Here is a 21,239-nt window from a genome sequence, read left to right as displayed (position 1 = left end):
GGTGCAATCCTCAGCTGAACAGGCGCAGCGCGCGGGTCGAACCGGCCGGGATGTCGGCCGTCTCCATCTCCTGGTAGAAGTCCTGGACCTGGCTGTTGATCTCGGCCAGCGCCTCGTCAACCAGCGGCTGGTCGTAGTCGTCGACGATGGTCGCGTCCAGCCGCTGCACCAGGGTCTTCGCGCCGGCGATCATCTTGCCGAAGCCATCGCGGGCCGGCGCAACGCAGGGAACGTCGAGCAGCAGCGTGAGCTTGTTGGTGGTGTCCGCGCCCAGCGTGACATTGGTCGACAGCGTGTACAGCACACCGCCATCGCCGTCCGGCATTGCGAAGCGGCCATCCGGGCGCACGTCGTAGCCCTGGTTTTCCAGCGCGCCGATCAGGGTGCCGATGGCCCACGGTGCGCCGTTCGAACGCAGGTTCACGCCCAGCTGGGCGTCGTGGCCGGCGACGAATCGGTGCAGGTTGCGCGCTTCGCTGACGGCCTCGATCATGTCCGGCAGCTCCGGTTCGGCGCCGATCTCGTCGGCCAGCGGGCGCAGGCGCGACACCAGCTCCGAGTATTCGAGTTCGTTCAGCGAGGTGGTGCGGGTGGCCATCTGCACGCCGGCCTGCAGCTTGGTGTAGACGCCGCCATGCACGATCGGCTCCCAGTCGCCGTTCACGTGCAGGCCGATGAAGTGGACCGGCTTGTTGCCGACCCGGCGCAGCTTCTGGAGCACCGGCAGCAGCTTGTCGCCGCGCGCCGGCGCTTCCAGCGCGAGCGGGATCAGGCAGTCGATCAGCGGATCGACCAGGCTTTCGGCCAGTTCGGCCGGCGGCGTGTCCGGCGCGGCGCCGGGCAGCGTGAGCTTGGCGGGCGGCGGCACGTCGTCCGGCGCCTCGTCGGCGACGCCGGTGGCGCCGAGCGAAGGTTCGAGCACCACGCCCTCGCCGGCCGGCGCCACGCCGAGGTCGAGCACCGGCTCGTGGCGCGACATCGGCGTGCCGTCGGCGCGCATCAATACGTCGTCATGGTCGTTCGCGAACGCGCGCTCGACGCTCTTGCGGGCGCGGTATTCCTGCCATTTGTTGTAGCCGAAAACGCCGACGACGAATACGCCGCCCGCGGCGAACAGGCTCATTTCTAAATCTGTCATGCTGCTTGTGCCTCTTGTGCGAAGTTCGCGGCGGACTCCATGTCCACCGCCACGATGCGCGATACGCCCTGCTCCTGCATCGTCACACCAATCAGTTGGTTGGCCATCTCCATCGCGATCTTGTTATGCGAGATGAAAAGGAATTGGGTATGGTCCGACATGCGCTTGACCATGCGGCAGAAGCGCTCGGTGTTGGCGTCGTCCAGCGGCGCGTCGACCTCGTCGAGCAGGCAGAATGGCGCCGGGTTCAGGCGGAACATCGAGAACACCAGCGCGGTCGCGGTCAGCGCCTTTTCGCCGCCGGACAGCAGGTGGATGGTGGCGTTCTTCTTGCCCGGCGGCTGGGCCATCACCTGCACGCCGGCGTCGAGGATCTCGTCGCCCGTCATCACGAGCTTGGCCTGGCCGCCGCCGAACAGGATCGGGAACAGCTCCGAGAAGTGCTGGTTGACGCGGTCGAAGGTTTCCTGCAGCAGGTCGCGGGTCTCCTTGTCGATGCGCGCGATCGCGTCTTCCAGCGTGTTGATGGCTTCATTCAGGTCGGCGTTCTGCGAATCGAGGAAGCGCTTGCGTTCGGCGGACTGGGCCAGTTCCTCGACTGCGGCCAGGTTGACCGCGCCCAGCGCTGCGATGGCATTGGTCAGGCGCGTGACCTCGCCCTGCAGGTACTGGGCCTTCATGTCCGGCGTCAGCTTGTGCGCCAGCTCGGCCTCGTCGGCGCCGGTGGCGCCGAGCGCTTCGGCGAACTGCTCCTGGTTCAGGCGCGCGGCCTGCTCCTTGAGCTGCATCTCGGTGATCTTGTCGCGCTGCGGCTGCAGGCTGCGCTCGGACTGCATGCGCGCTTCCTCGGCGTGACGCAGCTTCTGGGTGATCTGGTCCAGCTCGTGGCGCGCATCGGACAGCGCCTTTTCCTGCTGCGTACGGCGGTCCAGCAGCTCTTGCAGGCCCTCGCTGGCGGTGCCGGATTCGAGCGCGGCCAGCTCCTGCTTGCCGGACTCGATGCTGTCCGCGACCTGGGCCGCCTGCGCCGCTGCGGTGGCGATGCTGCGGCCCAGTTCCTCGATCTTGCTGCGCTGGGCGCGTTCGGCGAATACGGCTTCCTGCGCCGAGCGTTCCAGCTCGCGCAGCTTGTCGCGCGCATCGGCCAGCGCCTGCTCCTTGCCGAGGAATTCGGTCTGGCGGTCTTCGTGCGCGCCCTGCAGCTCGGCCAGTTCCATGTCGAGCTGTTCGAACTCCGCCTCGGATTCGAGCTGCACCTGCTTTTGCTCCGCCTCGTGGGCGCCGATTTCCGCGAGGTCGGCCTCGATCTGGGTGCTGCGCTGGTTGAAGCGGGCCTCGATTTCGCTTTGCTTGACCACGTCGATCTGCAGCGCGTGCACCTGCTGGGTCAAGGACGCCACCCGGCTGCGCGATTCCTGCAGGCGCCGCGCCAGCTCGGACACGGCGGCGTCGGCCCGCACCGAGCGGGTACGCGCCTCGTCGGCCAGCAGGGCCTGCGCGCGCAGCTGCTTTCCGATATTGTCGATCTCGTGCTGGCGGCCCAGCATGCCGTCCTGCTCGGCGTCGGCGGCGTAGAAGCGCACGCTGGACTGGGTGATGACGTGGCCCTGGCGCGTGACGAAGCAGGCGCCCGCGGGCAGGCGCGCGCGCGACGCGAAGCCCTCGTTCGCATCGTCCGCGACATAGACGTTGGTCAGCCAGTCGTTCAGCACCCCGCGCAGGCCCGGATCGTTCAGCTTGAGCAGGTCGGCGAACGGCTTCAGGCCCGGTGCCTGCGCCACTTGCGCGGCGCCGGCGGCGGGCGTGAACAGGGCCAGGCGCGCCGGCGGCGCGTCGCTGAAGAAGGCCTTGGCCCAATCGATATTCGACATCTCCAGCGCACCGGTGCGTTCGCGCAGGATCGCCTCCAGCGCGGTCTCCCAGCCGTCCTCGATCTGCAGCTTCTGCCACAGGCGCGGCAGGCTGTCCAGGCCATGCTTCTGCAGCCAGGGCTGCACCTTGCCCTGGGTCTGGACGCGGTCCTGCAGCTGCTTCAGGGCCGACAGCTTCGCCTCCAGCTGGGCGTTGGCCGCGGTTTCTTCCTGCACCGCCTTGTGCGCGGCGGCCCGCTCCTCGTCCAGGCGCTGCTGCTGTTCGGTGGCTTCTTCCAGCAGCATGGTCTGCTCTTCCAGCGCCTGCTGCTTTTCCTCGAGCTGCATGCGCAGGTTCTCGAGGTGGGCGCTGTCCGGGGAATTCAGGCCGTTCTTTTCCTGCTGCAGGCGCTCGCGCCGGGTGGCCAGGTTGGCCAGGATGTTCGATGCGTTGCGCTGGTGCGCGGACGAGAGCTCGATGCGCTGCTGCAGCTGCATGATGCGCTCGCGCGATTCCTTGGTCTTTTCCTGCGCCGCGCGCCAGGCCGCATCCAGCTCGGGCAGGCGCTCGTTGTGGACCTCGACCGCGATCTGCGCGCCTTCCGCGCGCGCCGCCAGCTCTTCCTGGCGCATCTCGGCTTCGGCCAGCTGCTCCTGGTATTCCTGGCCTTGCGCGATCCACTGGTCGCGCTGCGCCGCCAGCGTGCCGAGCTGGTTGGCCAGCCGCGTGCGCGACTCGATCACGTACTTGATCTGCGCTTCCAGGCTGCCGATTTCGGAATTGGTCTGGTACAGCGCGCCCTGCGCCGTGTGCAGGCGGTCGCCGACGCCGAAGTGGGCCTGGCGCATCTGCTCCAGTTCCAGCTCGACGTGACGCAGGTTGGCGGTCTGCGCCTCCAGCGCCGTCTGCGCCGCTTCCATCTCGGCGAACACGCGCTTCTGCTCGGCCTGCGCTTCGTTCTTGCGCAGCAGCCAGAGCAGCTTCTGTTTTTCTTCCTGGTCGCCCTGCAGCTGGTGGAAGCGGTTGGCGACGGCGGCCTGCGCCTCCAGCTTTTCCAGGTTGGCGTTCAGCTCGCGCAGGATGTCCTCGACGCGGGTCAGGTTCTCGCGCGTGTCGGCCAGCCGGTTCTCGGTCTCGCGGCGCCGTTCCTTGTACTTGGAGACGCCGGCCGCCTCCTCCAGGAACACGCGCAGCTCTTCCGGGCGCGACTCGATGATCCGCGCGATCATGCCCTGGCCGATGATGGCGTAGGCGCGCGGACCGAGGCCGGTGCCGAGGAAAATGTCCTGGATGTCGCGCCGGCGCACCGGCTGGCTGTTGATGAAGTAGGACGAGGTGCCGTCGCGCGTCAGCGTGCGCTTGACCGCGATCTCGGCGTACTGGCTCCACTGCCCGGCCGCCTTGCCCGCGCTGTTGTCGAACACCAGCTCGACCGAGGCGCGCCCGGCCGGCTTGCGGTGGGTGGAACCGTTGAAGATCACGTCCTGCATCGACTCGCCGCGCAGCTCGGAGGCCTTGGACTCGCCCAGCACCCAGCGCACCGCATCGATGATGTTCGACTTGCCGCAGCCGTTCGGCCCGACCACCCCGACCAGCTGCCCCGGCACCTGGAAGTTGGTCGGATCGACGAATGACTTAAATCCCGACAATTTAATGGAGGATAGTCGCACGTTGTCTCAGGGCTGGGCGTCAATCGTTAAAAAAGTAATCATACCATCTGTTCCTTGCTCTACGGCTATGTAAAAAGGTGGGCGAGGCGCGGATTTCGCCCGACTATAACCGATGGCCTGCATTTGCCCAAGGGGGCGCCGGACGGGCTGGCGGATTGATCCGGCGCAAAGGTCGGGGACGGCGTTTCCCTAACATAACATGCTCCCCCTCCCCGACTGAAGGAAGCGCAATGAAATCACTTCGGCAACTTAACAATAAAACAAAACTGTGCGGCGGCACGCTGCTGGCGTTCGGGCTGGGCGCGCTGGCGTCGGCCTGGCTGCTGGGGCAACTGGACGCGATTGCCGGGCGTGGTGGGGCGGCGAAGATCGAGGGCGCGGCAGTGGGCGCATTCGTCTTCCTCACCCTGGGAGCGGCAGCGGCGACCTTGCTGGGCCTGTGGCTGGCGGCGGAGACGGCCCGGCCGCTGCGCCAGGCCAGCGCCTTCGCGGCGCGCATGGCTGATGGCGAGCTCGACGGCAAGCTGGACATTGTCGACGGGGGCGACGCCCGCGTCTTGCTGCACGGCTTGCAGGACGTGGGCGGCCGCCTGCAGGCGACGATGGGCGAGCTGCGCGGCGGCGCCGAAGCCCTGGTGCGCGGCACCGGCGAGATCGCGCAAGGCAGCCAGGACCTGTCTGCCCGCACCGAGCAACAGGCCGCGGCGCTGGAGGAAACCGCGTCCTCGATGGAGGAGCTGACCGCCACCGTCACGCAGAACGCGGATCACGCGCACGAGGCCAGCAAGCTGGCGGTCACAGCCTCCGAGGTGGCGGTCAAGGGCGGCGCGGTGGTGTCGGAGGTGGTCGGCACCATGGCCTCGATCAACGAATCGAGCAAGCGCATCGCCGAAATCATCGGCGTGATCGATGGCATTGCCTTCCAGACCAATATCCTGGCCCTGAACGCCGCGGTGGAAGCGGCCCGCGCCGGCGAACAGGGGCGCGGCTTCGCGGTCGTCGCGTCCGAGGTGCGCAGCCTGGCCCAGCGCTCGGCGGCGGCGGCCAAGGAAATCAAGGAGCTGATCGACGATTCGGTCGAGAAGGTCACGGCGGGCACCGCGCTGGCGGACAAGGCCGGCAGCACGATGAACGAGGTGGTCGCAAGCGTCAAGCGGGTCACCGGCATCATCGGCGAGATAGCGGATGCCAGCGCCGAGCAGACCACCGGCATCGACCAGGTCAACCAGGCGATCGCCGCGATGGACCAGGCGACCCAGCAGAACGCGGCCCTGGTCGAGCAGTCCGCCGCCGCCGCCGCCGGGATGCGCGAGCAGGCCGACACCCTGACGCGCGTGGTGGCCGCCTTCGGGCGCGCACCCCAGTCCAGCATGCCGCGCCGGCCGGCCCAGCCGGTTCGCGCCGCCGTCCCCGCTCCGGCTCCCGCCCCGCCGCCCCAGGCACGCACCCAGCCGCGCCCTCCTCCCGCGCAGCGGCGCCCACGCGGTTCCGCCCAGGCCGCAATGAGCGCGGCGGAATCGGAATGGGAGGAATTTTGATCATTTGCTCATTTTTTCTAAAAAACGAGACTTTAATCGGAAGATATGTCCTACACGAGATCCGGTAATGCTCCGATACCGAAGCAACGGCTCTGCTCGCATTATGGCTTCCACCGAAAACTGCTTGGGGATTTATATTTCCCGCAGAGTGGCGAGTAAGACATTTTCCATTTTAGAAAGGAATGATCATGAACTCGAACAGCAAAGGCACGCAGGGCGGTACTCACGAGCAACACGTGCAGGCAGGCAGCCAGAGCCACAAAAACGACGGCAACCGCCAGTCGGCAGGCTCGGGCTCGGGCTCCGGCTCGGGCATGCGCGGCGGCACCCGTGAGCAGCACGCCGAAGCTGGCCGCCAGAGCCACAAAAACGACGGCAGCCGCCAGTCCGGCTCGTCGGGCTCGGGCTCGGGCTCGGGTTCGGGCTCGGGTTCGGGCTCCGGCTCGGGCAGCCGCGGCGGCTCGCATGAGCAACACGTCGAAGCTGGCCGTCAAAGCCACAAAAACGACAACAAGCGTTAATACGTTTTAACGCGCAACAAAAAGGGCCTGCCGGCCCTTTTTATTTATCCCGGCTTTAAATATGGCCTGCTTCGGGAAATAGTGGGGTTTATAAGTTCCGAAAAGCTGGAATATCGGACTCAAGCGCAATCAGCCATTCTATTTAGCTGAGAAAGCTGCTGTAATATATGCAGCCCGCTTACCTGAGAAACACCTTGACGATCCTCCGCCTCACCGCCGCCGACTGGCAAAGCTACCGCGCGCTGCGCCTGCGCGCGCTGGAAGACTCCCCCGACGCCTTCGCGGCAACACTGGAAGCACAATTGGCGCGCCCGGATTCGGCCTGGGCGGATCGCTTGGATACCGCCGCAAGCTCACCCGACGAATTGCCGCTGCTCGCCGAACATGCTGGCGCGCCGGCCGGCCTCGCATGGGCCAAGGCGGACGCCGCCGATCCGGCCATCGTCGAACTGTTCCAGGTCTGGGTCGCGCCCGAGGCCCGCGGCCGGGGCCTCGCCACCGCCCTGCTGCGCGCGGCGATCGGCTGGGCCCGCGAACGCCGGTTCCGCGCGATGACGCTCGGCGTCACCCAGGGCGACACGCCGGCCGTGCGCCTGTACCGGCGCGAAGGCTTCCGCGACATCGGCGCGCCGGTCCCGCTGCGCCCGGGCAGCAGGCTGCTGTCGCAGGCGATGCGGCTGGAGTTGTAGGGCGCCTCAGATATTGCGCAGCACCGCCCCCTTGGGCGGCGCGAAATCGACGATGTCGTTGACCATGCCGGCCGCCTTGGCGTCGCGCGAATTGAGGTGCAGGTCGGAGTACTGGTGGATATCCCACTGCTCCTTGGTCAGCTCCACATGCTTGCGCAGGATGGACTCGGTGCGCGCGTCGTCGGCGCGCAGGCCCTCGACGATGATGTTGAGCGCATCCGGCCGCGAGCCGGGCGAAGCCGTGGCATGCGATTTGTGCACCATGAAGCGCGCCGTCTCGCTGCAATAGCGCTTGCTGCCGGACAGGAACATGATCACCGCGATCGACGCCACCGCCCCGCCGTTGTACATGACGAACTCGATCGGCGAATTGGCCAGGAAGTTATAGAGACACAGGCCATCGCTGACGTAGCCGCCATTCGACTGCACCAGAACGTGGGCGCGCTCGATGCCGTCCTCGGTCATCATGGCCACCGCGTCGAACACCCGGTGCACCATGTCGCTGTTGACGTCGCCGGAAAGGGTGAAGTAGCCCTCTTTTAGCTGTTTTGCTTGCTCTTCGCTCATAGTCTTCCCTGCTCGAAAAGTGTTACGGGCTAGTGTAACAAATGCCGGGAGAAAGCCATTTTGCCTGCGCTTCATTCGTGCGGGACAACATGGCGCGGCCCGGTTTCCAGGTTGACAGCGACAGGGCTGCTGGCATATCCTCCACAGTCTTGACCGGGAGAGGGTCGCGCACGCGACCGCCGAAGGGGCATTACCCAAAAAACTCTCAGGCAAAAGGACCGGTCAAGGGGCAGCTGGCGCAGCGCGCGGCGGTCCAACTCTGGAGAGCGGCCGCGGCAAACCAGCCGGCGGTCCACCGAAGGGGCAGGCGGATCACGTCCGCTATCTCTCAGGTACCAAGGACAGAGGGGTGCGATGGCACAATTGTGCCTAACCCTGTTACCTGCCCGAGGATTCCATGACGCTCAAAGCGACCCCGCTCAATTCCGTACACCGCGCAGCCGGCGCCAAGATGGTCGACTTCGGCGGCTGGGACATGCCGGTCAACTACGGTTCGCAGATCGAAGAGCATAACGCCGTGCGCACCGACGCCGGCATGTTCGACGTGTCGCACATGTGCGTGGTCGACCTCAAGGGCGCCAATGTGCGCGCCTTCCTGCGCGGCCTGCTGGCCAACAACGTCGACAAGCTGCAGGTGCCGGGCAAGGCCCTGTACTCCTGCATGCTGAACCCGCAGGGCTTCGTCATCGACGACCTGATCGTCTACTACTTCACCGAAGACTGGTTCCGCCTGGTCGTCAACGCCGGCACCGCCGAGAAGGACGTGGCCTGGATCCAGCGGCAGAACGACGCCACCAGCAGCGGCCTCACCATTACCCAACGCCGCGACGGCAACGATCCGATCGCGCTGGTCGCGGTCCAGGGCCCGAACGCGCGCGCCAAGGTGTGGGAAGTGATCCCGGCCGTCAAGGAAGCGTCGGAGCCGCTCAAGCCCTTCAACGTCGCCATCGTCAAGGACACCCAGTTCGGCGAAGTGATGGTGGCGCGCACCGGCTACACCGGCGAAGACGGCTTCGAGCTGGGCGTGTCGGCAAGCCAGGTGGAAGCGCTGTGGAAGGCGCTGGCCGCGGCCGGCGTCAAGCCCGCCGGCCTGGGCGCGCGCGACACCCTGCGCCTGGAAGCCGGCATGAACCTGTACGGCCAGGACATGGACGAAACCGTCAACCCGCTCGACGCCGGCCTGGGCTGGACCATCGACCTGGTCTCGGAGCGCGACTTCATCGGCAAGGCCGCGCTGCAGAAGATGGGCCAGAACGCCAACTTCGTCGGCCTGATCCTGCGCGAAAAAGGCGGCATCCTGCGCGCCCACCAGAAGGTGGTGGCGGCCTCCGGCAATGCCGGCGAGATCACCAGCGGCACCTTCAGCCCCAGCATGCAGCAGGCGATCGCGCTGGCGCGCGTGCCGGTCGAGGTTAAAGTCGGCGACACCGTGCACGTCGAGATCCGCGACAAGAAGCTGGCCGCCTCGGTGGTCAAGCTGCCCTTCGTCCGCAACGGCAAAGTGCTGGCCGCCTGAACGAATTTATACTAACAAGCCTGTCCCCGCGGAAGCGGGGGCCCACCCCTAAATAGGAGTCACACATGAACATCCCGGCCGACCTGAAATACACCGAGTCCCACGAGTGGGTCCGCGTCGAAAGCGACGGCACCCTGACAGTCGGCATCACCGAGTACGCGCAGGACGCACTGGGCGACATCGTGTTCGTCGAGCTGCCGCAGGTTGGCAAGTCCTTCACCGCCGGTGACGACGCCGCCGTGGTCGAGTCGGTGAAAGCCGCCAGCGACATTTACGCGCCGGTTTCGGGCACCGTGACCGCCGTGAACCAGCCGGTCGCCGACGCGCCGGAATCGATCAACGCCGACGCCTACGCCAACTGGCTGTTCAAGCTGCAGCCGGCCGACGCCAGCGCCGTCAACGGCCTGCTGGACGCGGCTGCGTATGGCAAGGTCACCGAAGATCATTGATATACCAACCGGCGCTTGATCGCGCCGGTGTCGTTTTAGCACCACCAGCAGATATACCGTCGTCCCGGCGCAGGCCGGGACCCATAGACCGTTTGAGGCGTCGAACATTCGACGGCCGCAGGCCAGGTAACTCAGCATGGGTCCCGGCCTTCGCCGGGACGACGTTTCAAGTTTCAACTAATCGCCCCGCTACCATGACCCGCTCCAGCCTGACCCAACTCGAAGCCCGCGACGGCTTCATCCCGCGCCACATCGGCCCGTCCGACACCGAACAGGCAGCCATGCTGTCGACCCTCGGCTACGCCACCCGCGCCGCCCTGATCGATGCCGTGGTCCCGGCCAACATCCGCCGCAAGGACCAGCTCGACCTCGGCCAGTTCGTCGAGCCGCTGCCGGAAGAAGCCGCCCTCGCCAAGCTGAAGGGCATCGCATCGAAGAACAAGGTCATGAAGTCGGTCATCGGCCAGGGCTACTACGGCACCCATACGCCGAAGGTCGTCCTGCGCAACATCTTCGAAAACCCGGCCTGGTACACCGCCTACACCCCGTACCAGCCGGAGATCTCGCAAGGCCGCCTGGAAGCGATCCTGAACTTCCAGCAGGTGATCACCGACCTGACCGGCATGAGCATCGCCAACGCCTCGATGCTGGATGAAGCCACCGCCGCCGCCGAAGCGATGACGCTGATCCAGCGCGTCGGCAAATCGGGCTCGAAAGTGTTCTACGTCGCCGACGACGTGCTGCCGCAGACCCGCGAAGTGATCGAGACCCGCTCGCAGCCGCTCGGCATCGAAGTCAAGACCGTGGCCGCCGGCAAGGTGGGCGAGCTGGCAGACAGCTGCTTCGGCGTGCTGCTGCAGTACCCGGGCGTGAACGGCGACGTGCGCGACTACAGCGCCGCTGTCGAAAAACTGCACGCGGCCGGCGCGATGGTAGTGGTCGCGGCCGACCTGCTGTCCCTGACCATGCTCACGCCGCCGGGCGAATGGGGCGCCGACGTCGTCGTCGGCAACAGCCAGCGCTTCGGCGTGCCGCTCGGCTTCGGCGGCCCGCACGCGGGCTACATGGCCACCAAGGACGAATACAAGCGCAGCATGCCGGGCCGCCTGGTCGGCGTCACCGTCGACGCGCAAGGCAACCAAGCCTACCGCCTGGCGCTGCAGACCCGCGAGCAGCACATCCGCCGCGAAAAGGCGACCTCCAACATCTGCACCGCGCAAGTGCTGCTGGCCGTGATGGCCTCGATGTACGCGGTCTACCACGGCCCGGCGGGCCTGACCGCGATCGCCCGGCGCGTGCACCGCCAGACCGCGATCCTGGCTGCGGCCCTGGCGCAGCTGGGCTTTGAATTCGCCAACGCCAGCTTCTTCGACACCCTGACCGTCAAGACCGAGCGCGCCGCCGAGCTGCACGCCGCCGCCGAAGAGCGCGGCATCAACCTGCGCAAGATCGACGCCAAGCACGTCGGCCTGTCGCTGGACGAGACCATCACCCGCGAGGACATCGAGGCGCTGTACGCCGTGTTCGCGAGCACCGTGCAGGGCGCGGCCGCGATCGACATCGACGCACTCGACGCCCAGGTGGCCGACCAGTACCCGGCCGCGCTGGCCCGCAGCAGCGCCTTCCTGACCCACCCGACCTTCCACCGCTACCACGCCGAGCACGAGATGCTGCGCTACCTGCGCGCGCTGGCCGACAAGGACCTGGCGCTGGACCGCACCATGATCCCGCTCGGCTCCTGCACCATGAAGCTGAACGCGACCAGCGAGATGATCCCGGTGACCTGGCCGGAGTTCTCGAACATCCACCCGTTCGCGCCGGAAGACCAGACCGTCGGCTACCGCGAGATGATCGCCCAGCTGGAAGCGATGCTGTGCGCCGCCACCGGCTACGCCGCCGTGTCGCTGCAGCCGAACGCCGGCTCGCAGGGCGAGTACGCGGGCCTGCTGGTCATCAAGAAGTACCACGAGTCGCGCGGCGAAGGCCACCGCAACGTGTGCCTGATCCCGTCGTCGGCGCACGGCACCAACCCGGCATCGGCCAGCATGGTCGGCATGCAGGTGGTGGTCACCGCCTGCGACGAGAACGGCAACGTCGACCTCGAGGACCTGAAGAAGAAGGCCGAGCAGCACAGCGCCAACCTGGCCTGCGTGATGGTCACCTACCCTTCGACCCACGGCGTATTCGAGGAAGGCATCAAGGAATTATGCGAAATCGTGCATAACCATGGCGGCCAGGTCTACGTCGACGGCGCCAACATGAACGCGCTGGTCGGCCTGGCCGCGCCGGGCGTGTTCGGCGGCGACGTCTCGCACCTGAACCTGCACAAGACCTTCTGCATCCCGCACGGCGGCGGCGGCCCGGGCGTGGGTCCGATCGGCGTCGGCGCGCACCTGGCCAAGTTCCTGCCGAACCAGCTGTCGACCGGCTACCGCCGCGACGAATCGGGCATCGGCGCGGTCAGCGCGGCGGCCTACGGCTCGGCCTCGATCCTGCCGATCTCGTGGATGTACATCGCGATGATGGGCGCCGAGGGCCTGACCGCGGCGACCGAAGTGGCGATCCTGAACGCCAACTACATCGCGCGCCGCCTGGCGCCGCATTACCCGGTGCTGTACACCGGCCACGACGGCCTGGTGGCGCACGAGTGCATCATCGACCTGCGTCCGCTGCAGGACAAGACCGGCATCAGCAACGAAGACGTGGCCAAGCGCCTGATGGACTTCGGCTTCCACGCCCCGACCATGAGCTTCCCGGTGCCGGGCACGCTGATGATCGAGCCGACCGAGTCGGAGTCGAAGGCGGAACTGGACCGCTTCATCGAGGCGATGATCACGATCCACGCCGAGATCGCCAAGGTCGAGCGCGGCGAGTACGACAAGATGGACAACCCGCTGAAAGGCGCGCCGCACACCGCCGAGGTGGTGACCGCGGACGACTGGAAGCACACCTACTCGCGCGAAGTGGCCGCCTTCCCGGTCGCCTCGCTGCGCAAGAAGAAGTACTGGCCGCCGGTCGGCCGCGCCGACAACGTGTACGGCGACCGCAACCTGTTCTGCGGCTGCGCACCGATCGAAGACTACGAGTAATCGGCTGTCACCTGACCGTCGTTCCCGCGCACGCGGGAACCCCATTTTGCGTGTATGGCCACGCACGCAAAATGGGGCCCCCGCCTTCGCGGGGCGACGGTAACTCTTCGTTTTCTGCAGTATCCGCTGTCGGGATTTCTTACACCCGCCCCGCTAAAATTTCCCCCGCAAAACTTAACATGCTGATTTTACGAAATAATTTCGTTTAGGCATGAAAGTTGCTCGCCCTTCTCCCGCCACCAAGACTCTTGGGGAGAACGAGCATGAAGCACTCTTTTGCTGCCGTTGCTGTCCTGTTTCCCGCCTTGGCCCTTGCCGCCCCGATCACGCTGACCGGGACCGTGCGCGACTTCAACGCCTGGGGCAGCACCTGGAACGGCGTCGCCGGCCATCCCGACTTCGAGAACGTGATCGCGGACGACCGCGGCATCGTCGCCGCCGCGCTGGGGGTGGACGGCAAGCCGGTGTACGCGAGCGGCAGCCACCCGACCATCGCCAGCGCCGCCTCGTTCTACCAGTGGTACCACGACGACCCCAGCGTCAATCGCACCGGTTCGCTCACGCTGACCCTCGACCCGGCGACCCCGACCACCTGGCAGTACAGCAGCAGCGCCTTCTTCCCGATCGACGGCCAGCTGCTCGACCAGGAAACCGACGACCACAACTACGGCTTCACCACCGAGTGGCACACCATCTTCACCTTCCTGACCGCGCATGACGACGAGTTCAGCTTCACCGGCGACGACGACGTCTGGGTGTTCATCGACGGCAAGCTGGCGATCGACCTGGGCGGCGTGCATGGCGCCGAAAGCGCCAGCGTGGACCTGAACAGCTTCGCCGCGGCCAACGGCCTGGTGGACGGGAACAACTACAAGCTCGACATCTTCCAGGCCGAGCGCCACACGACGGGATCGAACTTCACGATGACCACCTCGCTGCAGCTGGCGCCCGTGCATGTGCCGGAGCCGGATTCGGTGGCCATCATCGGACTCGGGCTGGCCGCGCTGGCGCTGGCCCGGACCCACGCGGCGCGCCGCCAGCGCTAGTCGCGGCGGGACGCCAGCACCAGGTGAGGATGCGATGGATTGCGCCGCCGGTTATGAACCGTGGGCGCCGGCGTGCGGGCCGGCGCCAGCGTGGCATGCGCCGGCTCGTGCACCGCCTCGTCGAGCCGGAACGCGGCCACCGCGCGCGACAGCGTGATCGCCTGCTGCTGCAGGCCGCGCGCGGCGTTGGCCGCCTCCTCCACCAGCGCCGAATTGCGCTGGCTGACCTGGTCCATCTGCACGATCGCCTCGTTCACTTCCGACAGCCCGCTGGCCTGGCCCGCGCTCGCGCTGCTGATCTGGCTGATGATCGTGCCCACCTGCTGCACCGAACTGGCGATGTCCGCCATGTGGTGCCCCGCCTCGGCCGCGCACGCGGTGCCGCCCTCGATCTGCGCCACCGACTGGAGCGCCAGCTCGCGGATCTCGCGCGCGACGGTGCCCGCGCGCTGCGCCAGCGTGCGCACCTCGCAGGCGACGGCGGCGAAACCGAGGCCGCATTCGCCGGCACGGGTCGCCTCCACTGCCGCGTTCAAGGCCAGCGCGCCGGTCTCGCTGGCGACGGCGTCGATCGCGCCGACCAGCTCCGCCACGCGCAGCGAACTGCCCTTGACCGACTCCATGGTCTGCATCAGCTGGCCGACCACGCTGCCGCCTTCCTGCGCCACGCTGCTCGCGCTGGCGGCCAGCCGGTTGGCTGCCTGCGCGCTGTCGGCGGTGAGGTTGACGGTGGCGGCCAGCTCCTGCATCGACGACGCCGTGTGTTCCAGCGAACTGCTGCGGAACACGGCGCGCGTGGTGAGGTTCAGGTTGCCCAGCGCGAGCTCGCGCGAGGCGCTGCCGATCGAGCGCGCCGAATCGAGGATGGTGCGCAGCGTGACGTTCAGGTTGCGGATGCTGGCGTCCAGCGCGCGCTGGGTCTGCGCGATCTCGTCGCTGCCGTATTCGCGCTCCGCGACCGTCAGGTCGCAGCTGGCCAGGTGGGTGGCGGCGGCGCCGATGCCGCGGATCTCGTCCAGCAGCGCGCGCCGCACCGCCACCGTGATCGCCAGCGACAGCGCGATCGACAGCACGATCAGCACCGGCATCAGGCTCGAGGTGAAGCGGAAGTCGGCGGCGGCGTCGCCGGACGCGCGTGCGCCCAGCTCCTGCTCGAGGCGCGACAGCTCGGTCAGGCGCGCCGCCACCACGGTGAACGCGTCTTCGGCCTTCTGCATCGCGTTGGCGCTGATCGACTGGTCGTTGTGGGCCAGCTCGATCACGTCGTCGACCGCGCGTACGTACACCCGGTGCGCGGCAGCGGCCTGGTCGACGTAGCGGCGTTCCGCGCCGCTGCCGGCGGTCAGGGTGGCCAGCTGCGCGAAGCCCTGGTCGATGGCCGCATGGCGGCGCTGGATCTGCCCGATCAGCGGGTCGGTGCGGCTGCGCGGGAAGCTGCCGCTGATCCACGACAGCAGGCGGTAGATGTCGGCGTGGGCGGTCTGCGCGGTGGCGACCAGGTCGGACGCGCTGCGCATGTGCACGGCACGCTGGTGCACGATCGTCTCCAGCGACTGGTTCTGTCGTACCATCGCATAGTAGGCGCTGCACGAGAGCACGACCAGCAGCACCAGCACGGCCCCGGGCGCCAGCAGCAGCTTGGGGCCGATCTTCAGGCGGGAGAGCATGGAGATCCTTGGCGTAAATTTTCTTAGGCGCATTGAGCCAATCTACGCTGTCCCGCGCGCGCTTATTTGAGTCTGCTCAAAACGTACTGGCATTCAAGAGGATGAATACATGAACCGCGCACCCGCCGCCGCCCTGCTGTCGGCGCTCGTTTTTCCCGGAGTCGGGCACTTCTATCTGCGCCGGCCGCGGCGGGCCTGGCTGTTTTTGGTGCCGGCCCTGATTGCGGCGGTGATCTGGTTCGGCGACGTGGCCACGCAGGTGTCGACGATCCTCGACCAGGTGACGAGTGGCGCGCTGGCGCCGGTTCCGGTGGCGATCGCGGCGAAGCTGGAAAAGCAAGGAGGGGGCTCGCCGCTGGTGCCGCTGGCGGAGATTGTGTTTGGGGTGTGCTGGGTGGGGGCGATCATCGATGCGTTCGTGATCGGGCAGAAAAGCCGCTAAAGTACGAACGCAGGATTGGCCGCACCGTAAGACGCCGTCGTTTCCGGCAGTGCCGGGAACGACGGTTTTCAGGTAACGCAGTACCGGACAGATCAATCCAGTTTCGCCGCGTGCTCGCGCGTGGCGTGGAACTTGAGCTTGGGCCAGCGCTCTTCGGTCAGGCGCAGGTTGACGCTCGAGGTCGCCAGGTAAGCCAGGTTCCCGGCCGCGTCATACGCCACGTTCGGCGCCAGCGCCTGCTCGAAATCGGACAGCGCCTTCTTGTCATCCGAGCTGACCCAGCGCGCGCTGCTGATGCTGGCCGTCTCGAACATCGCATCGACGCCGTACTCGTTCATCAGCCGGCTCGCCACCACCTCGAACTGCAGCACGCCGACGGCGCCCAGGATCAGGTCGCTGCCCAGCACCGGCTTGAACACCTGCACCGCGCCCTCCTCGCCCAGCTGCTGCAAGCCTTTCTGTAGCTGCTTGGTCTTGAGCGGATTGCGGATCCGCACCACGCGGAACAGCTCCGGCGCAAAGTAGGGAATGCCGGTGAACGACAGCATCTCGCCTTCCGAAAAACTGTCGCCGATCTGCATATTGCCGTGGTTCGGCAGGCCGATGATGTCGCCGGAATAGGCTTCCTCGACCTGCTCGCGCGACGATGCCATGAAGGTCACCACCTGCGACAGCTTGACCTCGCGCCCCAGGCGCAGGTGCTTGACCTTCATGCCCTTCTCGAAGCGCCCCGAGCACACGCGCAGGAAGGCGATGCGGTCGCGGTGCGCCGGGTCCATATTGGCCTGGATCTTGAAGACGAAGCCGGAGAAGCGTGGCTCGGCCGGCTCGACCTCGCGCACGGTGGCGTCGCGCCCGCGCGGCGGCGGCGCCCACTCGACCAGCGAGGAAAGGATCTCGCGCACGCCGAAGTTGTTGATCGCCGAACCGAAGAACACCGGCGTCTGCTTGCCATCCAAAAAGCGCTGCAGGTCGAAGGGATGCGAGGCGCCGTGCACCAGTTCCACCTCGATCTTCAGCTGCTCCATCTCGAGCGGGAACATCTCCATCAGCCTGGGGTTGTCGATGCCCTTGATGATCTCGAAGGCGCCGTCGGCTTTTTCCTCGCCGGCCTTGAACAGCATCACCTCGTCGTTCAGCAGGTGGTACACGCCGCGGAACAGCTTGCCCATGCCGATCGGCCAGGTCACCGGCGCGCATTCGATCTTCAGCACCGATTCCACTTCGTCCAGCAGTTCCAGCGGGTCGCGCGTCTCGCGGTCCAGCTTGTTCATGAAGGTGACGATCGGCGTGTTGCGCATGCGGCAGACGTCGAGCAGCTTGATGGTCTGCTCCTCCACGCCCTTGGCCGCGTCGATCACCATCAGCGCCGAGTCGACCGCGGTCAGCACCCGGTAGGTGTCTTCCGAGAAGTCCTGGTGGCCCGGGGTGTCGAGCAGGTTGATCACGTGGTCGCGGAACTCGAACTGCATCACCGAGCTGGCCACCGAAATGCCGCGCTGCTTCTCGATGTCCATCCAGTCCGAGGTCGCGTGGCGGCCGCTCTTGCGCCCCTTGACGGTGCCGGCCAGCTGGATCGCGCCCGAGAACAGCAGCAGCTTCTCGGTCAGCGTGGTCTTGCCCGCGTCGGGGTGGGAAATGATGCCGAAGGTGCGGCGGCGCGCCACTTCGCGCGCGATCTGCGCCGGCTGGTTGCCGGAGGCCGCGTCCTGCGTTCCGGATGTCGTTGCTGCGTTTTCGGTAGCCATGATGTCGGCCATCCTGTGGCCAATTGCAAAACCCTCGATTTTACCGGCTTGCGGGCGTCTTGTGTGGCTCCTCCCTGCTGGACCGCCTCCACTCCCCGTTGCCTGTCAGCAAATCGTCAGGATTCTTTCAGGCATTTGACAGCTTAAAAGTTTATACTGGGCAACATTTCCACACTTTTGCCCGCCAGGAGCCCTGATGCGATCCCAGTTTTTCTCCTTCCGCAGCCGCAGCCCCGGTTTCACCCTGGTCGAACTGCTGATCGCCGTGGCCGTTGTCGGCATCCTGTCGGCGATCGCCTACCCGGCCTACAGCAAGTACGTGGTCAAGGGCAACCGCGCGGCCGCCCAGGCCTACCTGCTGAACCTGGCGCAGGCCGAGACCGAATACTTCGCCGACGCCCGCAGCTACGCCACGACAACGGCCGCCCTGAACCTCGCGCCGCCGGCCAACGTCAGCGCCAAGTACACCATCCAGGTCGACGTCACGGCCGGCCCGCCGGCCACCTTCACCCTGAGCGCGATCCCGATCGTGGGCGGCCAGCAGGACGGCGACGGCACCCTGACCATCGACAATTCCGGCGCCCGGACGCCGGCGGACAAATGGTAAACCGGCTGGCGGCCGCGCGCGGCTTCACCCTGCCCGAGCTGCTCACCGTGGTGGCGATCATCGGCATCCTGGCCGCGGTCGGGGCGCCGTCGATCACGACCCTGGTCGCCAACCAGCGCGTGCGCTCGGCCGGCAGCGAGCTGCTGCAGTCGCTGACGCGGGCCCGCAGCGAAGCCATCAAACGCAATATGGAAGTGACCCTGCAGCCGGCATCCGGCACCACCTGGCAAGGCGGCTGGCACATCCCCAACCCGAGCGACACCGGCCACCCGATCGAAGTCCACGGCGCGGTGCCGGCCGCCACCATCACCGGGCCGGCATCGGTGGTGTACCAGGCCAACGGCCGGGTGCGCGGCAGCGACGGCCCGATGAGCTTCGACGTCTCGGCCGCCCGCGCCACCATGCACCGCTGTGTCGGGGTCGACCTGTCCGGCCGCCCTTACCAGAAACACGAGGCTTGCTGACCGCCATGCGCATCCATTCCCTCTCCCGCCAGCGCGGCACCACCCTGGTCGAAGTGCTGGTCACCGTGATCATCCTCGCCTTCGGCCTGCTCGGCATCGCCGCGCTGCAGGCCAAGGCCCAGGTCGGCACCGTCGAGTCCTACCAGCGCGCCCAGGCCGTGGTGCTACTGCAGGATATCAGCGCGCGCCTGAACAGCAACAGCGGCGACGCCGCCAGCTACGTCACCGCCAGCGCGGTCGGCACCGGCGACAGCGAGCCGGTCGACTGCAGCACCCTCACCGGCACCGCCGCCCAGGACCTTTGCGCGTGGAGCGCCACGCTCAAGGGCGCGGCCGAGGTCGACACAGCCAGCAATACCAAGGTCGGCGCCATGCTCGGCGCCCGCGGCTGCATCGAGGAACTGCAGGCGCAGGACGCCACGCCGGGCGTCTGCCAGCCCGGCATTTACCGTTTAACCGTTGCCTGGCAGGGTATGCACCCGACCAAGGCGCCGAGCCTGAGCTGCGGCAGCGGCGCTTTCGGCAGGGACGACAGTTACCGCCGCGCGATCGCGGTGCAGGTGGCGGTCGGCCTGCCCCACTGCAGCTAGGAGATCCGGCATGCGTTCACCATCCCCCATGCCGGCGCGCCGCGCGCGCGGCTTCACCCTGCCCGAGCTGCTGGTCGCGATCGCCATCGGCCTGCTGATCCTGGTCGGCATGACCACCCTGTTCGTGCGCAACAGCCGCGCCCAGGCCGAGGTCGAAAAGGCCAACCGCCAGGTCGAGAATGGCCGCTTCGGCATCGACCTGCTGACCACCGACCTGCGCAACGCCGGCTTCTACGGCGAATTCGACCCGACCGGGATGGCCACGCCGACGTCCGTCCCGGATCCGTGCGGCAACTCGCTGGCGGTACTGGCGGCGGCCCTGCCGCTGCACGTGCAGGGCTATAACAACGACGCCGCCGCCATCCCCATCTGCGTGCAGGACCGGCGCGCCGGCACCGACGTGCTGGTGGTACGCCACACCAGGCCCTGCATCGCGGGTGCCAGCGACTGCCAGGAAGACGTGAGCGGTCCGCTGTTCCAGGCCTCGCTGTGCAATAACGACAGCGAGCTGGACAACGCATCGATCACCGAATACTTCCGCCTCGACACCAGCACCACCAACCTCAACCGCCACAAGCGCGACTGCACCACGGTGGCCGACACCCGCCGCTACGAGACCCATATCTACTTCGTCGCCAACAACGACAACGGCAGCGACGGCATCCCCACCCTGAAGCGCGCCGAACTGCGCATCGCCAGCGACGGCACCCTCGGCTTCGTCATCGTGCCACTGGCCGAAGGCATCGAGAACATGCAACTGGAATACGGCGTCGATACCGACGGCGACGGCAAGCCCGACCTGTTCACGCCCACGCCCGACAGCGCCAACGGCTGCACCGACGCCGCCTGCGCCGCCGCCAACTGGCGCAGCGTGATGTCGGTGCGCATCAACCTATTGGCACGCAACACCGAGGCCACGCCCGGCTACACGGACACCCGCAGCTACGTGCTGGGGCACCTCGCCGACGGCAGCAACAACACCATCGCCGCCGCCAACGACCATTTCAAGCGCCACGTGTTCCAGTCGCTGGTGCCGATGCCCAACCCGATCGGAAGGAAACAATCGTGAGCCCGCGCCCGCACCGCCACCAGCAGGGCCTGACACTGATCGTGGCCCTGATCATGCTGGTCCTGCTGACCTTGCTCGCGCTCACCAGCATCAACCTCGGCAATTCCAATCTGCAGATCGTCGGCAATATGCAGCAGCGCGAGCAGGCCGTGGCCGCCGCCAACCAGGTGCTGGAGGAAACCATCAGCTCAACCCGCTTCTTCGCCTCGCCGGACGCGGCCGTAGCCACGCCCTGCGACGGCCCCAACGTGCGCTGCGTCGACGTCGACGGTGACGGCAATGCGGACGTCAAGGTCGCGCTGACGCCGTCGCCGGCCTGCGTCAAGGCGCAGGCCATCAAGAACACCGCGCTCGACCTGTCCAACACCGAGGATGCCGGCTGCTCCGTCGGCGTGCCGCAGAACTGGGGCGTGGACAAGGCCAACGACGGCAGCTCGGAATGCGGCAGCACGATCTGGGACGTCACCGCGGTGGCGACCGACGTCGCGACCCAGGCCTCGGTCAAGGTCACCCAGGGCGTCGCCGTGCGCGTCGCCAAGGATGACATGGTCACCAATTGCAATTAACCGAAACAGGGA

General features: G+C 67.0%; 18 protein-coding genes and 2 riboswitches. Of the genes, 13 read left to right on the top strand and 5 right to left on the bottom strand.

Annotation, left to right across the window (positions count from 1 at the left end; all coding sequences use genetic code 11):
* Positions 1–10 precede the first annotated feature (10 nt).
* Both NX778_RS03145 and smc read right to left on the bottom strand, forming a co-directional pair.
* Entirely contained in the window at positions 11–1,138 is a 1,128-nt protein-coding gene (locus tag NX778_RS03145) for a cell division protein ZipA C-terminal FtsZ-binding domain-containing protein (protein WP_258810217.1), read from the bottom strand.
* Complete coding sequence (smc, locus tag NX778_RS03140) at positions 1,135–4,659, bottom strand: chromosome segregation protein SMC (RefSeq protein WP_258810216.1); 3,525 nt, start codon at positions 4,657–4,659, stop codon at positions 1,135–1,137. Before smc ends, NX778_RS03145 begins: the two co-directional genes overlap by 4 nt.
* 230 nt (positions 4,660–4,889) lie before the next feature.
* Between smc and NX778_RS03135 the strand changes: the two genes are divergently transcribed.
* The 3 genes from NX778_RS03135 to NX778_RS03125 all read left to right on the top strand — a co-directional run bounded on the left by NX778_RS03135 (position 4,890) and on the right by NX778_RS03125 (position 7,407).
* Positions 4,890–6,197 carry a methyl-accepting chemotaxis protein gene (locus NX778_RS03135; protein ID WP_258810215.1) on the top strand — a complete coding sequence of 436 codons (1,308 nt, stop codon included), beginning with the start codon at positions 4,890–4,892 and terminating at the stop codon, positions 6,195–6,197.
* Positions 6,198–6,385: 188 nt separating this feature from the next.
* Positions 6,386–6,718: a hypothetical protein gene (locus tag NX778_RS03130; RefSeq protein WP_258810214.1), complete on the top strand. Its 333-nt coding sequence runs from the start codon at positions 6,386–6,388 to the stop codon at positions 6,716–6,718.
* A 194-nt stretch (positions 6,719–6,912) separates the two neighbouring features.
* Entirely contained in the window at positions 6,913–7,407 is a 495-nt protein-coding gene (locus NX778_RS03125; RefSeq protein ID WP_258810213.1) for a GNAT family N-acetyltransferase, read from the top strand.
* 6 nt (positions 7,408–7,413) lie between these two features.
* Here the strand turns inward: NX778_RS03125 and NX778_RS03120 are convergent, their stop codons facing one another.
* Entirely contained in the window at positions 7,414–7,974 is a 561-nt protein-coding gene (locus tag NX778_RS03120; protein ID WP_258810212.1) for an ATP-dependent Clp protease proteolytic subunit, read from the bottom strand.
* Between the two features lie 144 nt (positions 7,975–8,118).
* Positions 8,119–8,205, top strand: a riboswitch (glycine riboswitch).
* Between the two features lie 18 nt (positions 8,206–8,223).
* A riboswitch (glycine riboswitch) is annotated at positions 8,224–8,329 on the top strand.
* A gap of 42 nt (positions 8,330–8,371) precedes the next feature.
* Between NX778_RS03120 and gcvT the strand changes: the two genes are divergently transcribed.
* From gcvT to NX778_RS03100, 4 genes are all read left to right on the top strand, one after another.
* Positions 8,372–9,490, top strand: a complete 1,119-nt coding sequence (gcvT, locus tag NX778_RS03115; protein WP_258810211.1) for a glycine cleavage system aminomethyltransferase GcvT — start codon at positions 8,372–8,374, stop codon at positions 9,488–9,490.
* Positions 9,491–9,555: 65 nt separating this feature from the next.
* A complete protein-coding gene (gcvH, locus tag NX778_RS03110) occupies positions 9,556–9,939 on the top strand; it encodes a glycine cleavage system protein GcvH (protein WP_258810210.1) in 384 nt (127 codons plus the stop codon).
* A 194-nt stretch (positions 9,940–10,133) separates the two neighbouring features.
* A complete protein-coding gene (gene gcvP / locus NX778_RS03105; RefSeq protein ID WP_258810209.1) occupies positions 10,134–13,028 on the top strand; it encodes an aminomethyl-transferring glycine dehydrogenase in 2,895 nt (964 codons plus the stop codon).
* 263 nt (positions 13,029–13,291) lie between these two features.
* Positions 13,292–14,074: a fibro-slime domain-containing protein gene (locus tag NX778_RS03100; RefSeq protein WP_258810208.1), complete on the top strand. Its 783-nt coding sequence runs from the start codon at positions 13,292–13,294 to the stop codon at positions 14,072–14,074.
* On the opposite strand, the gene NX778_RS03095 is transcribed toward NX778_RS03100, so the two are convergent.
* On the bottom strand, positions 14,071–15,741 hold the full coding sequence (locus NX778_RS03095; protein WP_258810207.1) for a methyl-accepting chemotaxis protein: 1,671 nt from the start codon (positions 15,739–15,741) through the stop codon (positions 14,071–14,073). The two genes, NX778_RS03100 and NX778_RS03095, sit on opposite strands and share 4 nt — an antisense overlap.
* A gap of 109 nt (positions 15,742–15,850) precedes the next feature.
* On the opposite strand from NX778_RS03095, the gene NX778_RS03090 reads away from it, so the two are divergent.
* On the top strand, positions 15,851–16,183 hold the full coding sequence (locus tag NX778_RS03090) for a DUF6677 family protein (protein WP_258810206.1): 333 nt from the start codon (positions 15,851–15,853) through the stop codon (positions 16,181–16,183).
* 92 nt (positions 16,184–16,275) lie between these two features.
* On the opposite strand, the gene NX778_RS03085 is transcribed toward NX778_RS03090, so the two are convergent.
* A complete protein-coding gene (locus NX778_RS03085; protein ID WP_258810205.1) occupies positions 16,276–17,931 on the bottom strand; it encodes a peptide chain release factor 3 in 1,656 nt (551 codons plus the stop codon).
* 196 nt (positions 17,932–18,127) lie between these two features.
* Here NX778_RS03085 and NX778_RS03075 point away from each other — a divergent pair, with 196 nt between their 5' ends.
* From NX778_RS03075 to NX778_RS03055, 5 genes are read left to right on the top strand one after another with little or no spacing between them, the layout of a single operon-like run.
* Positions 18,128–18,538: a type IV pilin protein gene (locus tag NX778_RS03075; RefSeq protein WP_307727898.1), complete on the top strand. Its 411-nt coding sequence runs from the start codon at positions 18,128–18,130 to the stop codon at positions 18,536–18,538.
* On the top strand, positions 18,532–19,002 hold the full coding sequence (locus NX778_RS03070) for a GspH/FimT family pseudopilin (RefSeq protein ID WP_258810204.1): 471 nt from the start codon (positions 18,532–18,534) through the stop codon (positions 19,000–19,002). The genes NX778_RS03075 and NX778_RS03070 overlap by 7 nt, the downstream gene beginning before the upstream one ends.
* 5 nt (positions 19,003–19,007) lie before the next feature.
* Positions 19,008–19,592, top strand: a complete 585-nt coding sequence (gene pilV, locus NX778_RS03065) for a type IV pilus modification protein PilV (RefSeq protein WP_258810203.1) — start codon at positions 19,008–19,010, stop codon at positions 19,590–19,592.
* A 10-nt stretch (positions 19,593–19,602) separates the two neighbouring features.
* Positions 19,603–20,661 (top strand): PilW family protein, encoded by a 1,059-nt coding sequence (locus NX778_RS03060; RefSeq protein ID WP_258810202.1) that lies wholly within the window; start codon positions 19,603–19,605, stop codon positions 20,659–20,661.
* The gene (locus tag NX778_RS03055) at positions 20,658–21,227 is read left to right on the top strand and encodes a hypothetical protein (RefSeq protein WP_258810201.1); all 570 of its coding nucleotides are present in this window, start codon (positions 20,658–20,660) and stop codon (positions 21,225–21,227) included. The genes NX778_RS03060 and NX778_RS03055 overlap by 4 nt, the downstream gene beginning before the upstream one ends.
* Positions 21,228–21,239: the final 12 nt, after the last annotated feature.

The sequence above is a fragment of the Massilia terrae genome, from assembly GCF_024753145.1.
GTDB lineage: Bacteria > Pseudomonadota > Gammaproteobacteria > Burkholderiales > Burkholderiaceae_D > Telluria > Telluria terrae.
This window is presented reverse-complemented; position numbering and strand designations above follow the sequence as displayed.